The 13703-nt window shown below is 55.4% G+C and carries 15 protein-coding genes and 1 tRNA gene; 2 read left to right on the top strand and 14 right to left on the bottom strand.

Annotated features, from left to right (window positions below):
- Positions 1-13: 13 nt before the first annotated feature.
- The 14 genes from K8R57_10355 to K8R57_10290 form a co-directional block, all read right to left on the bottom strand.
- Positions 14-313, bottom strand: coding sequence for an acyl carrier protein (locus K8R57_10355; GenBank protein ID MCE9588700.1), 300 nt, complete (start codon positions 311-313; stop codon positions 14-16).
- Positions 314-342: 29 nt separating this feature from the next.
- Entirely contained in the window at positions 343-573 is a 231-nt protein-coding gene (locus K8R57_10350) for a hypothetical protein (GenBank protein MCE9588699.1), read from the bottom strand.
- 161 nt (positions 574-734) lie between these two features.
- The gene (locus K8R57_10345; GenBank protein ID MCE9588698.1) at positions 735-1376 is read right to left on the bottom strand and encodes a hypothetical protein; all 642 of its coding nucleotides are present in this window, start codon (positions 1374-1376) and stop codon (positions 735-737) included.
- Positions 1377-1839: 463 nt separating this feature from the next.
- Positions 1840-1921, bottom strand: a tRNA-Tyr gene (locus K8R57_10340).
- Positions 1922-2005: 84 nt separating this feature from the next.
- Positions 2006-4294, bottom strand: a complete 2289-nt coding sequence (locus K8R57_10335) for a hypothetical protein (protein ID MCE9588697.1) — start codon at positions 4292-4294, stop codon at positions 2006-2008.
- A complete protein-coding gene (locus tag K8R57_10330; protein ID MCE9588696.1) occupies positions 4291-4746 on the bottom strand; it encodes a hypothetical protein in 456 nt (151 codons plus the stop codon). The genes K8R57_10335 and K8R57_10330 overlap by 4 nt, the downstream gene beginning before the upstream one ends.
- Before the next feature lie 221 nt (positions 4747-4967).
- Positions 4968-5528 (bottom strand): type II secretion system protein M, encoded by a 561-nt coding sequence (locus K8R57_10325; GenBank protein ID MCE9588695.1) that lies wholly within the window; start codon positions 5526-5528, stop codon positions 4968-4970.
- Complete coding sequence (locus K8R57_10320; protein ID MCE9588694.1) at positions 5525-6844, bottom strand: hypothetical protein; 1320 nt, start codon at positions 6842-6844, stop codon at positions 5525-5527. Before K8R57_10320 ends, K8R57_10325 begins: the two co-directional genes overlap by 4 nt.
- Positions 6845-6851: 7 nt before the next feature.
- Positions 6852-7796, bottom strand: a complete 945-nt coding sequence (locus K8R57_10315) for a general secretion pathway protein GspK (protein MCE9588693.1) — start codon at positions 7794-7796, stop codon at positions 6852-6854.
- Positions 7793-8488, bottom strand: a complete 696-nt coding sequence (locus K8R57_10310) for a prepilin-type N-terminal cleavage/methylation domain-containing protein (protein ID MCE9588692.1) — start codon at positions 8486-8488, stop codon at positions 7793-7795. Before K8R57_10310 ends, K8R57_10315 begins: the two co-directional genes overlap by 4 nt.
- A complete protein-coding gene (locus K8R57_10305; GenBank protein ID MCE9588691.1) occupies positions 8485-8823 on the bottom strand; it encodes a hypothetical protein in 339 nt (112 codons plus the stop codon). Before K8R57_10305 ends, K8R57_10310 begins: the two co-directional genes overlap by 4 nt.
- A 55-nt stretch (positions 8824-8878) precedes the next feature.
- A complete protein-coding gene (locus tag K8R57_10300) occupies positions 8879-9310 on the bottom strand; it encodes a type II secretion system GspH family protein (protein MCE9588690.1) in 432 nt (143 codons plus the stop codon).
- Positions 9311-9317: 7 nt separating this feature from the next.
- Positions 9318-9755 carry a type II secretion system major pseudopilin GspG gene (gspG, locus tag K8R57_10295; protein MCE9588689.1) on the bottom strand — a complete coding sequence of 146 codons (438 nt, stop codon included), beginning with the start codon at positions 9753-9755 and terminating at the stop codon, positions 9318-9320.
- A 98-nt stretch (positions 9756-9853) separates the two neighbouring features.
- Complete coding sequence (locus K8R57_10290; GenBank protein MCE9588688.1) at positions 9854-11029, bottom strand: hypothetical protein; 1176 nt, start codon at positions 11027-11029, stop codon at positions 9854-9856.
- Between the two features lie 356 nt (positions 11030-11385).
- Here K8R57_10290 and K8R57_10285 point away from each other — a divergent pair, with 356 nt between their 5' ends.
- Both K8R57_10285 and xseA read left to right on the top strand, forming a co-directional pair.
- On the top strand, positions 11386-11994 hold the full coding sequence (locus K8R57_10285) for an LON peptidase substrate-binding domain-containing protein (GenBank protein MCE9588687.1): 609 nt from the start codon (positions 11386-11388) through the stop codon (positions 11992-11994).
- A 2-nt stretch (positions 11995-11996) separates the two neighbouring features.
- Entirely contained in the window at positions 11997-13517 is a 1521-nt protein-coding gene (gene xseA, locus K8R57_10280; protein MCE9588686.1) for an exodeoxyribonuclease VII large subunit, read from the top strand.
- Positions 13518-13703 lie beyond the last annotated feature (186 nt).

Below are 13703 nucleotides of genomic sequence, written 5' to 3'. Positions count from 1 at the left end.
TCGCAACGCCCGCTCAGAGAGAGGCTTTTTCTCGGATGCCGATGAGAGGAGCTTCTTTACCCGCCGAGTCAGCTATCAATAGCGATAGTTGCTGGATTGTTGAGCTGTTTTCTTTTGTCAGCTTACCGGCAGGTATCTGAATTCCAAACCGCTGTTCGATCCGAACAAGCAATTGCATGGTTCCAAGTGAGTCTAATCCTGCATCAAAAAGATTGGAGTGTTCGTCAAATCCAGGAGGCGTCTCAAGGATTTCCGAAGAGAGGATTTCGATTAAAAAGAGCCGTAGGCTCTCTAAATAAGGCTGAACTGACATGAGCTTTAAAAGACTAGAGTCCGCGACTGCTACTTTTTATCTACAGTAGCAAAGATAATCTCGATCCTTGGGAAGTTACCCGGATACAGAATTGGCGAAGAGGTCTTTTCTCCGAGAATGACGATTCCTTTCCCTTGGAGTTCGCTGAATTGTTTTGCTCTTTCGATGGCGTCTTCACGGCAAGCCGAAATAGGAACAAAGCCTGTAGCCGCTCGAACATGCAGACGATACCAATCCTTTTGAGGGATAGTGGTGCTCATCACCTGCGTTGGTGGATTGAATTCTGACTGGCTTTCTGAATATCGCTGGATGGGCGTAGACGACGCGCAAGCTCCTAAAACAAAAGTGATGAGGAGTAATGGAATATGTCTAATTTTCATAACTGTATTTAACGCTCGCGCTCTCGAAAATCAGAGACGGCTTACAATGAGTTATGGATCTTTGGCGAAGAGAAGACCCGCGAAAGAATGCTGGAAGTCTCAGAAAGGACGCTTTCTCGTGCATGAATTATAGGATCGAAGAAGTTTCCTCCTAGGCCTTTCGAGGCGGAAAAGCTCTCATTAGCCAGTAGTTTTCCTGAGTGATCATACACCTGAATGTTTATGTCTGTATTTAGGTCTGTGTTAATCAGGGTATCGCTCTCCCATTTGTTGATTGTGACAAGGATGTGACGATCTGATGGTGTGGCGAGGAGTTGCGCTTTTGCAGATGCCTCATTGGTAACCGGATTAAAAGTGACTGGGCTGGCTTGATACCCGGAGGTATTGAGACTCGAAACAATTGCCCTAGACAGGTCTTCAGATAGAGGGGCCCCGCTCTTTGTGTAAACCCTGAAAGGGTTGCCATATCCGCCACGAGTCATGCCTACATAGTTTTCCTGAACGGATGATTTAAGGACATCTGGCCGTTGATCAACTGTGACTACTGAGACGGTACATTTTTTGGATGCCTGTGGAAGAGTGGCTCGTACGCTCTGGTAATCGTAGTGATTCCCAATGGCACATCCCGTCATCAGAAGCGGGATCAAACTCAAGGCAAGGAGAGAGGAATTGCGTTTCATCATATATGGAGGGTGTTAACTTGTATTGGTATATCAGACTGCTGTCTCTCTGCGACTCAAAAACCCGTTGTCCGCATTTTTTCTACACGTCTGGTTTGCCACCACCGGCAAGAAGAACAAGGGGATCAAGAAGGTAGGCAAGGGTCACTACCAGCTAAAGAAGTAGTAGGGGGAGCCAATTGGTTCTGTGGAGCTAAACCTCAGGGGTGGGTTTGATGGGGGAGGAATCTGAGAAAAAAAGTTTATGGGTGGGGTGTTACAGCGGAAGGAAAACCTACCTAAGAGTACCGGTACAGCAGAGGGCCGGGATTTCAGATTCAAATCCTCCAGATTACCTGTGCCAGTCGTGTGCCAGTACGGGGGACATAAGGTGGCACATATTGGCATCTCCTGACAATTTGGCCAGTGATGTAAAAAAGAGAGCTATAGTCTCTGGAGCCTCTTTCTAAATTACTGAAAGGGGAACTGGGCAGGAGAGGATTCGAACCTCTGAAGGCAGAGCCAGCGGATTTACAGTCCGCCCCGTTTGGCCACTTCGGTACCTACCCGTTTCCTTCTCCATCCGAAGATGAAGGGTTGGAAAGGATGCAATCTCTCTCCCTGATCGTCCACCAGAAAGTGATGCCGTCTCCCTAGTAATTATCGATCTTCGGCAGGCTAAAGAGATGGAATCCTTTTTTCTTTGGCGTTGGACTGGGTGTTGGATCCAGCTTTTGTTTGATATTTTTGGCGCGTTTTCCGAGTTCGCTATCCGCGCCTTCCTCGACGCTGGCCTTCTCCATGGACTCATTGGAATCAACAACGATCGGCTGAATCATGATCACGAGCTCGCTGCGAGAGCGGGTCTTCTTACTATCGCCACCAAGAAGGGGGCCGATGATCGGGATTTTGTAAAGCCCGGGAAGGCCAGAGAGATCGGTGGTCTTGTCGTCAGTGATGAGGCCTCCCAAAATGATCGTGGATCCATTGGGAACGCGGACTGTCGTGGTCAGTTCCTGAGTCTCGATGGTAGGAACGGAGTTGCCACCAATGTTGCTGTAAGCACCCAGTTTGTCATTATGCTGGGCGATCGTCAGGTTCACTTCCTTGTCGGAGTTGATAAGGGGGATGACCTCCAGTTTGAGCACCACAGGCTGATACTGGATGGTGGAAGTGACGCTGTTCACGGCAGTGGCGCCTGAGGCTACCGGCGTGTAGACGCTAGTTCCGGGAATGGGCACGTTCTGTCCGGAGAAGATCGTGGCCTTCTTGTTGTTCACCGTGTAAACGACCGGCCTCGAAATGGTTCTGAATTTGCCAGTGCTTTCTAGAGCACGGGCATAAGTGGCGATACCTTGGGCGATGGTTCCATAGACCGTCAGTCCGGTGAGGCTGGACGGGAAGGAGCTGATGGCATTTGTCAACGAGGAGGTAACCAGGTTGGTAAGGACGCCTGAGAATGTGTTGTTCAGTGCTCCTCCGACAAGGCCGTTGCTGCTCCCGTTATTGATCTTGGCGAACCATGAAGCCCCGTATTCCTGACCCTCCGTAAGCCGGAGCTGTCCAATAACGGCTGCTAGATAAACCTGCTTTGGCCTGCGGTCGAGAAGATCGATGATCTGGGCGGCCTTCGTTTTGCTCTCGGGCGGACCGTAGACAATGATGCTGTTGCCCGATGCGTCGGCAATGACACTCGTGGAGCCAATCGTGGCGGACTGGGGTGGATTTTGGGCGACCGCTTCACCCAGTTTATCAGGCGTGTTGGCAACTCCTCCGTTTGCACCTGCAGTTCCGCCTGCTCCACCCCCACCTGCACCTGTGGAGGAGTTCTGAGTTTGATTTTGCTTGGAGTTGGCTTGTGAGTTGCTTCCGGTTGAGCTGCTTCCCTTGGCTTCTGAGTCATCCTTTCCTTTGAGCATATCGACCAGTACGGGGAAGAGGTCATTCACAGAGAGATAGTTCAGGGGGCGGACAAGCGGTTCGGCTGACTCAACTGCTTGATCCAGTTTGGAGATGAGTTCCCTCAGGTATTTGTAATTCTCGGCCTTCACGATCATGAGGATTCTGTTGGTCCTCTTGTCCGCAATGAACTGGGCCTTGCCGCTCAGAAGGTGGGCATCCCCTCCCGCCGAGGCAACAGCCCCCTGGCCTCCCTGAGGAGGAGCTGCGGTCCCACCACCACTAGAACTGCCTCCGAACATCTGGTTGAGCGTCTCGACGATCTTCTCGGCACTGGCTCGCTGAAGGGGGACGAACTCCGTGATGATCTGGCTAGGTTCATGATCCACGACTGACAGAATGGCAATTGCCTTGCGGATAATGGGTGTCTTGTCGGTAATGACAATCGCGCTTGCGTTGGGAATCTGAACAATCGCCCCATAGGCGTTTCTTTGGACGACGCCATCGACGATGGAGGTCGCCTCAGCAGGGGAGAGGAAGTTCAGTTGCTTGTAGAAGCTAACGATCTTGTCTCCATCTTGAGGCAACTGGGATTCTTCCAAATAGAGGGGGAGTCCCTCGCTTCGGGGAGGGCGGCTGGGGCCCAGGATTTTCACGGTTTTATCATCGACGGGAACGATGGTGTAGCCGTTGAGCAGAAGTGAGCTTTCGATGAGTGAGATCGCCTCTTGCCGGGGGATGAGATCCGCAACCATGATCGAGAGTTCCGGGCCCGCGAGATTAGAATCCCGGATCAACCGCTTGCCGGTGAGCTTCTCATAGGTCATCAGCACCTCGGCCACCGAGGTGTGTGGAAATTGGATCGAAACACCCTCTTCCGCAGATGGGGTCGACAGGTTGACTGTTGCCGCTGGAGGCGTAGCCGGGAGATTTCCAATCGGTTGTTGGGCAATGATTCTGCTCGTGGTGCCCATGAGTCCTAGGCCCCAGAGAAAGAGAGGAAGTAGAAAGGTTGGAGTGATGATGCGTAGCAAGGAGATCATGGAGTGGCGGTTTGGGGCTGTGGTGCCGTAATAACAGGCCTGCGGATGATGCGACGGCCCTGCGCAGGCTGGGCCCCTTGGGGTGTTTGTTGGGATTGGGAGGCACCAGGGAGTTTGGGAAGTGGGGGCAACTGAGGCAAGCGCACTCCGGGCTGAGAGCCTTGGGGGCCGGGAATGCCCGCAGCCACGGATCCCGGCGCAGCCTGAGCCGAGGGCGCCACTTGCCGCTGCGTTGATTCCAGAAAGCCGATCGTACCCGTTTGGCCACCCACCAAGATACTTGCCTTCTGTGGTGCCGTATTGCCGTCCTGGATCAGCGAGACAAGGGACATGTTTTTCGCGTTCGGCTTTCTGCCGATGAGTTCACGGCTCTGGTCGGTGCGGTCGAAGACAAAGATCTGCTCCTCTCCATTGATAGTGACAATGCCTGTCATGGCGTAGCGATCTGCCAAGGGCGAACTTTCTTCCGCTGTGGGAAGTGAAAAGGGGGAGTGTTTGAGCAACTGTTGGAAGGAGGAGAGATTCCGCGGCTTCTCCCAAGCATTCCTAGAGAGATCCGCGGCACTTCCCACAGTTTCAGAAGCGGCTATGAGTGGCAGGGAAAGGCTAGAAAACAACAGAAGTCCCTTCATTCCGAGGGACTTTGTGCAAATTCCGATATTCCTTCTGAGGATCATGGATGGGTTTGTGTCGGTGAAGATTCCGGGCTTGCGGACGGCTGAAAATATTGATGCAACTCAAGGTCGGCGACGACATTGGGGGGCTGGGAGTCGCTCTTCAATGCCAATTTCTCAACGGTGCGCCATGCCGTCGGGGATTGCAGGGCAAAGAGCATCCGAACCACTCCCTCGAAGGGACCTGTCAGTTTTACTGAAACCGCGACAGTCGGTCCATAAGGGGTTTCCTCAGAGGGAAGGAGATTCTCCTCGGTTACCGTGAGACCTGCTTTTTCAGCTTCGTCCCGCTCCGATTTCAGAAGCTGTGAGCTTGCTTCATCAGGCAGAAAGCGCGGCATCGGATGGGAGTTGATCCAGTTATCGGCAGGAGCCAGCGAACGTCCGATCTCGATCCAATTTTTGTCCAGGGTCAATTCCGACGTCCCTGTCACGAGGGCCTTCCGTAGCCCCTCCCTTGCTTTCAAAAATGAGCGGATTCCCGCCATGTTGACGGCAACAAAGAGTGCGCCGCACAACAGCAGTAGAAGGGTTTTTTCGTTGGGCGCCAGAGTTCTCATGGGACGTTTTGGCGTGGACTTTGGCGAGTCCCCTCCATATCGAATTTCACACTGTTTTTCCCCGCTAGTTGGGGCTGGCCTGACGTCCAGTCGTACTCTTGGAGCAGCGGGTTTTTTTTGAGTTGCTCGATAAAGGCGTAAGCCTGGGTGACATCGGTCGCCTCACCTGAGATCAGGAGGTGACCATGATCCAGGTTAAAGTTGGTGAGACGCACTTTGCCCCCTTCGGTCGGTGCTGCTGCAGCAGCCAAGAGGTCCAAGGGATATGTGCTTGGATCAACGGCAGGGCGAAGGGCATTCCAGCGCTCCGATTCTTGTTTTGCTTGGAGGGCCGGAGCGGCGATGCCCACCACTTCCCTCCGGATACGCTTTAAAGCCGACTGCCGGATCAGGAGATCTCCTGAGCCCCAAGCCAGGAGCAGCAGGTAGAGGATGGCCGCCACGGAACCGATGGAGAGGAGTCGATCACTGTGTTCTTTGAGAAGCCTCTCCTGTCTCGCCCCTGTTGGAGTGAGGTCGATCGGTGTTGATGGGAGTGAGGGAGGGGTGTCTTCCTGAGGCGCGGAGATGCTGGCTTGGGGAAAGTTGGCAGCGAGTTCCTTGGTCAACAAGAGACGTGCTTCAATCGATATGCCCTGAAGGAGAATCGTATCCGGAAGATGACTCAGGATACCCTCTGAAAGAAGTCGCGCCGAGGCGCGTCGCAATGTTGATCCGCAGTGTCCAGGGCGGACGGCGCAGAACCAGACCGTCTGTCCATCACGGTAATAAGCGGCCTGAATGAAGCCCTGCTCCTGCCATAGAATCATATCGGGCTTTTCCTCGGTGCACCGGAGACGAGCCGAAATCTCGAAGCGCGCGGCATTTTTCCAACCATCGGGCATTATCTCCTCGGGAAATGGTTCCTCTGTTGCCACGGCCAGGACAAGTCGCCGCTCACCGAGTTGAAGAATAGGAATGGCGGTCAATCCCTCCTCCATCCCCCGTTTCAGCAGATGTCTTCCGGCCAGCTCCATCTTGACGAGTTCGCGGCTTTCTCCCTCCGCGGCGATCCAGAGGGGCCAGGAAAAAAGAGATGAGGAGGGAAGTGCCGTCACCCGCAAGGATTTTTTGGGAAGGGCCTCTTCATCATTCAGAATTTCCGGACTTCCCTGCGCGGGAAGATACCAGCGTTCCCATCTGCCCGGTTGTGATCCGGCTCGTTCAATCACAGTGCCTCCGGAGCGTTCTTTCCCGTTGGAGGCAGGATGTTTCCCGCCCTTGGCCTTGTCGGTCAAAGCAGTCTCCGGCATGAGGATTGCGGAGGATGGATCCATGGCAGAATTATTGCTCCGACCACCCTAGCACAGAGCTTGCACCTTGGGGACTTTGTGTTGAGCCCGCGGGTGCAATCACCGTGATTCTTTGCTTCACACCATTACAGAAGCCGGTGCTCTCAATCCGGCGCACGGAACCCGCGATGGTACAGATCTTTGCAATAACGGCTCCTTGCGCTCCATTGACTCCCATCAAGCTGATGGCGTTGGTGATGTCGGTCGGCTGAAGATCATCGGCGGTGTTCTCAATTCCATCCTTGCCGCCTCTCAGGGCTATCCAGGCATCCGCCTGGGAGGGAAGCAAGCCGAGCAGTTCTACCAAGATGTTTTTCGGTGCCCGGAGAATATTCGCCGGACCGTTGTAATAGGTGGTGAAGTAGCTGATCCAGTCCGGCTTTGCCTGCACGACCGGATCAAACCCAATCACTAACTCCATCTCCTCGGGAGAGGCAAAGGGAGCTCCCGGAGGGAGACCCGACATTCCAGCGGCTTCATACTCTTCTTTTTTCGCTCCATGAAGCGACCGGAAGGGACTTTGGCTTTGCCAGTCATAGAGCCCGTCAACTGCAGTGTCCGAGGTGTTCTTGTCGAGTTTCCACGACGTGAAGAGTTGGCCGAGTACGGAGCGCTGATCTGGTGTCTGGGCGAGGTAGTAGTTCGGATTGATCAGTCCTGACTCATCCTTGATCACGACCTGATATCCCTCGCTTCCATCCTTGGAGAACTGATTTAAGAGGGGGTCTCCCGGGAAAATCCCGGGGTTCATGGCGACGGCTACCCCGGACAAGGCCTGCTGGCGCGCCTGGAAGAGTTTTCCGGAATGTGTCTCCTCGGTGATCCATCCCTCGATGATTCCGGCCAAAAGCAGGAGGATACCGGTGAGTAAGGCGATGCTCCAGAGCACCATCGGCAGGGCCATTGCGGAGGTTCGTTGCAGAGGGAGGCTCTTCATGGCTGCACTGCATTTGTTTGAGTTGTCGTGACAGCTTGGGGTGCTACTAACGGCGGCACATAAAAAATCGCTTCCACCGGATCCGGTATCTCGTCGATTTCTAGCTGCAGACGCACCAGCAGGGGTCGGGTACTTCCACTTCCTGCGGGCCACTCCTCTTTCCAGGCAGGTGTCCCATCCCCATTGGCTCCCGCCATAAACGACCAACGCGGTTTTCGGACTTTAGGCAGAAGCGGAACGCCAGGTGCATTCATTGCCGCTGCCAGTTCACGGTCGTTCAAACGGGCGGGAATTCTTACCATGCAGATCGTCCTCGTGCCATCCGAGCGCGCCTTTGAGGCTAGCATCAGAGATGCTCCACCAAGGCTTGGCATCCCAAAGAGTCCCTGAACCTTTCCCAAGATTAAGCGGGGCTCTGCTTCCCCTCCTTTACCCTTACCAATTTCGAGAGCGACTGTTCCCTGTTCTGGAAGATTAAGGAAAGCGTTGCGGGTGATTCGCAGGAAGGCATCCAGGCGGCGCAGGACAAGTTGTTGATCCATCGCCGTACGTGCTGCCGTGATGGAGGAACTCGTGATCGCATAGACCGAGGCTGCGAGTAGGGCCATGATCGCCATCGAAAGGATGACCTCCAACAGCGTGAAGGCTTTCAGGGTACTGTCGCCAGATCGTTTGGAGGCCCGGGTGATCATGGCAGATTAAGAAGAATCTCGGCCCTATCCGTCTGGTTGCCGGCGGTTGTCTTGATCGTCAGCTTCTTCAGGCCTACTACCTCGAGGCCCTGCCCGTTTTTCACCGGCCAGGGAACAAGGGTCTCCTCGACCTTCACCCCGTGGTTTTTCGAGGCCTCCAGGACCCTGGTGCTTCCGACGGGAGGAGGCACTGCCTGGCAGAAGGCGAGCCGTGATTCCAGTTCTGCCCGGCAAAACGAGCGCTGCCTAACCTCCAGGGCCGCCTGAAGCGCCGTATTCAAGGCGATGGCCAGACCGGTCACGGCCATCATGAAGACCGCGAGAGCAATCAGCACCTCGAACAAGGTGAAACCCTGGGTAAAGCCCTCTGCTCTTTTCTTAAGATCTCGGTCACTCATCATCATGGGCCGGTTGTGCTGTCAGCGCATCAAAGGAGAGCAGGATCTCCCGATCTTTGTTTGTGAGGCGGAGGGAGATCGGTTCGCAGATGCCTGCAGCATTGAATTCCCATGACTGGTTGCGTGCAGGAGCATGGAATCTCGAGTGGTTGAGCCCCTTGACTTCAAGCGTCCATCCGTTTGGCAACGGCATGTCTTTGATGCCATTGGAGGTCAGGATGATTTTCTGACGTTCTCCGGATTCCATGGCCTTGGAGCGGATCTCCTGCGCTCTTTTTGTGATAGCGTCCGCCGCGCGGTCTCCCGATGCAGCAGCAAAGGAGTCGAAAAGATAGGGAAGTGAGGCCGAGATGAGAATCGCCACCAGTGAGAGGGCAATGATGATCTCTAGAAGAGTAAAAGCGCGGACGGCCCTTCTCCGCACCCGCCGATTATTTTCCGATATTGCCGTCACCCTCGACTCCCTTCGGCCCGAATGAGTAGAGATCGAAACCGTCGGTCTTGAACTTTCCCGGATTGATGTAGACGTAATCATTACCCCATGGGTCAAGAGGGACACTCTCCATCAGCTTCTTCCAATGCTGCGGCTTCGGATCCGATGAGGGCCTCTGGACCAGAGCCTTGAGGCCTTGTTCGGTGGTTGGTTTGCGGTAATTGAGCATCTCATAAGTCCGGAGTTGCATGGAGATGGCTTGGATATCGCTCTGCACGCGCTGTTCCTTGGCCACATCAATGTTGCCTGAGAGCATGTAGATTGCAGATCCGACCAGGACGGCAATGATGCCGAGGACGAGCATGATCTCGAAGAGAGTGTAACCTGAATCCCCGCGGAGTGAGGCGCGGCGGTTGCGACGAGAGGGATTGTTCATGGATGGCAAGATCGTTCGGATGGTTGAAGAAAGGGGAGATTCAGTGTTTCCCTAGATCTCATCTAGGAAGCGCGTGGCGTCAAGATCGGTCGGTGAGTTTAAGGAGGGCCGCCTGTGGGAAGGGGGGCCGGTGAGGAGGCATGAAAAAGCGATGGCGAAGGATTTCCGTAAAGTGATCCGGTAGAGAGGGTTTCAGGAGATCTCGATGCCGTTGATAAGGGGGCGGCACTGGTGCCGGCGCTCGAACTGGTGGCGTTCACCGGGGCAGCAGTCGTCGCAGGTAATGGAGTGCTAACGCTGGGGAAAAGAAGATCGGTTCTGACATTCCTCAGGTAGACAGGAGCGCCGGAATCGCCCGGAGCCCGGTGCAGTAAGAGGACAATCGAGTTGTCACCCGAAGTCCAGAGTCGGGAGGGAATAAAAATCGAGGCGCTCCTCCAACCCGCCACTTGCAGGCGGCCATCAGGGGAAATGATGATGCCGGGTGACGTGAGAGAAAAGGGGACCGGGGCCAGAATGCCACGCAACTCGCCATTGATGCTGACCTCAATCCAAGATTCTGGATCCAGTCCTCCCACCTCGGCCTGTAGCAAGCTTCCCGCCGGCTTGCCGGAGAGAGGGACCACGAATTCCGTCGTGTTTCCCGATCCCGAGAGATCGAGACGCAGGGGAGAGGCTGCCAGATCCGCATGGATGACATAACCATCGGTCCTGTCTCCTGACTGGGGACGATGATCGCCTCCGGAGACTTCCTCCTCGGTAAGCACCTGATGATCATTCTCGATAAGGGCAGGCTTGAAGTCCTCGCCAAGCGCCGCCACTCCCAGCTCCCTTGCCGGTCGCAGGGAAAACAAGATTAGGCGAGAAAACCTTCCGGCAAAGGAGACCCTGACAGTACCCCCGTCCAGGGTCAGTGACTGGGGAAGCAGGAGAGTGCGAGCATTCAATCCAAGCGCCACCCCGGTCTCCCCCAAGCCTGCACTTAGAAGGGTAAGATCCCCCTGGTTAGATCTCCACTCCACGACGGGTCCTCCATCCCCGTTGTCTTGGAACACCACGGTAAGAGCGAAGCACCCGATCTCCTCCTGGGAGGAGAGGGATGGGACGGGAATGTCAACGGAATCAGACTCGGGATGAATGGAAGGAACGTTATTGGTTCCAGTTTCCCAAACGGGAATCGAGCCGATGGTAAGCTTGGGCTGAAGGGTCACGGTCAGAGGATCGAATGTCCCCGCTCTGAGTGTGGAAATGGCAGCAATGAACAGGCAGATCATCAAGGACACACTGCCCGATCTAGAAAACATGGGAGGACAGGAGCCAATCACAGGCTTGTAACTAGCTGCTGGAAAGTGCTGGGTGAAGGTTTAAAAAGGAACAATTTCGCCTTAATACCAATCACTATCAGAAATGACACTCTACGGCTGGTTCTTTTGGCGTGTAGCAGTGTCGTCATCGCTCAGGTTACCTGAAGGTAGCCATCACTCTTCCTCCGCGCCACCCACCAAAACCCCTTCGCCGCTCTAGTACCATTTCTTCCTGTGATTGGTAGAATTCACTGCGGAGTCGGATCGGACGTCAAAACAGGTTTTTCTGGTTTATGGAGAGCTCCTGGAATGCGTAGCCTGATGTCATGAATGGGGAACAAATAGAACCACTCCCGCCCACCCTTCCGGTCATGGTGCTCCCCGGGGTAACACTCTTCCCCAATGCCCTACTGCCCCTCTATATTTTCGAACCGCGTTATCGTGAGATGCTAGAGGAGGCACTTGCTGCGGGTCGCATGGTAGCCATGGCGATGCCTCGCAATCAGGAGGAGAGCGAAGTCGAGATGATCGCCGGAGCGGGATTGGTTCGGGCCTGTATCCGGAATGATGATGGAACTTCCAACCTGATCCTCCAGGGGGTCTGCCGCGTGCGGTTCATCGGTTGGGATCAGTCGAGCCCCTATCGTGTTGCGCGGGTCGAGGAGCTTCGCAGTCATGAAGGGGAACACGATGATCTCGAATCGAAGGTCATCCAGCTTCACGCCCTGTGTGCGCGCTTCAAAGAGCAGGGGATCGAACTCCCATCCCAGTTCGAAGCCTACTTGAATCAGATCACCAGTATTGGCGTTATCACAGATCTGGTGGCCTCGACCCTGGTGGCTGATCCCCGTATCCGCCAGATACTGCTGGAGGAGGTTGAGATCCCGAAGCGCCTGGAGAAGTTGCTAGCGGGACTGCGTTCCCAGCTCTCCTGACCATGTCCCGTCGCCCAGGCAAGGAAGCGGAGGGGGAGTTGCAGCTCGGCTTTGACATGGCCCCAGTGCTCCCGCGCCGGAAGGAAAAAGCGCCGGAAACAAGCATTCCTGAAAAGAAGGATCTCCCCATGGGAATGACTCCTCCCCAGACCCCAGCGCCTATCTCCCATCTCCCGACTTCAGGATCAAAGGATCCAGAAGTCTTCTCCGTGGCCCAGTTGACACGACGGATCACCGGACTCCTTGAAGAGGGTATCGGCATGGTCTGGGTAGAGGGGGAGATTTCCAACCTCCGTCGCCAAGGCTCCGGTCATTGCTACTTCACGCTCAAGGACGAGGAATCGCAGTTATCCTGTGTCCTCTTTGCCCGATCCGCCTCGGGCCAGAAGGTCGAGTTGCGCGACGGCCTCCAAGTACAGCTTTACGGACCGGTGAGCGTTTACCAGGCACGCGGGCAGTACCAGCTGATGGTGCGACTGGTGCAGGCCAAGGGAGAAGGAATGCTTCAGGCCCGGTTTGAGGAGCTCAAGCGACGCCTTGCAGCCGAGGGGCTTTTCGATAGGGAGCGGAAGCGTCCGATCCCCCGTTTCCCGCGCCGGATCGGCGTGGTCACTTCTCCGACGGGAGCCGCGATCCAGGATTTCTTGCAGGTGCTTCACCGTCGCCATCCGGGGCTCCGGGTGGTCATCAATCCCGTGCGGGTTCAGGGCAAGGGAGCGGCCGCCGAAATTGCCGCCGCCATTTCAGAACTCTCCCAGGGAAATCCCTCTATCGGTCCCGTGGATGTCATTGTCGTCACACGCGGCGGCGGGAGTCTGGAGGATCTCTGGGAATTCAACGAAGAGGTCGTCGCCCGTGCCATCGCCGAATCCCGGGTGCCTGTCGTGAGCGCCGTGGGGCATGAGATCGACTTCTCGATCGCGGATTTCGTTGCTGATCTCCGGGCTCCCACCCCGAGTGCCGCCGCGGAACTGCTTGCCGCAGAGGGCTCCGAACTCTTGGAGCGCTGCCGTTCCCTGGTGGCTAGGATTGCACGCGAGGCCGATGCGCTGATCGGGCTTCATCGTGCAGCTGAGCACCGACTGGCTTCCTCGTTACTATTCCGGGAACCCTACCGCCGGACGGAGGAGGCTCGTCAGACTTCGGACCGTCTCGAGGAGTCCCTTTCCGGGCACTTGGATCGCCGTTTGGAACAGTTGGATGCCACGCTAGGCAGAATGTCGGCGCAGATTGCCTCGGCCCATCCGGGTTATCGTCTGGCAAATGCCGAGCAGAGGCTCTCCTCGGTGGGGGATCAGCTAGGTGTCATCCTTCGTCACCGGTTCGAGCGTGAGAAGGGCAGGATCAGTCGGGTTGGTTCGGCCCTCGCAGCGCTCAGCCCCCAGGCAACCCTGCAGCGGGGTTTCAGCATTACGCGGAGGAAAGATGGGAAGGTCATCACCTCCGCCTCCCAGATTAATCCGGGAGAGAGGATGCTGACCCAATTCGCCGACGGAGAGACGGCCTCCGTCGTGGAGAGATAAAGATAACGGCCCTGGATGCAAATTATCCCGCAGAGGCGCGGAGGCGCAGAGATCTTTGCAGTAAATAAAATTAGCAGCGAAAAATAACCATGAGGATTCAAGTTGGAATCTTTCGGGTCTTTACGTTCTTTTGAGGCAAAACGCACTTTCCACTTTCTTTTGCACTTCCTTTTCCACTCTGCGTCT

The organism is Verrucomicrobiota bacterium (assembly GCA_021413925.1).
Lineage (GTDB): Bacteria > Verrucomicrobiota > Verrucomicrobiia > Chthoniobacterales > UBA6821 > UBA6821.
Note: the sequence above shows the minus strand (reverse complement) of the source record. Positions and strands in the feature narration are given on the sequence as shown.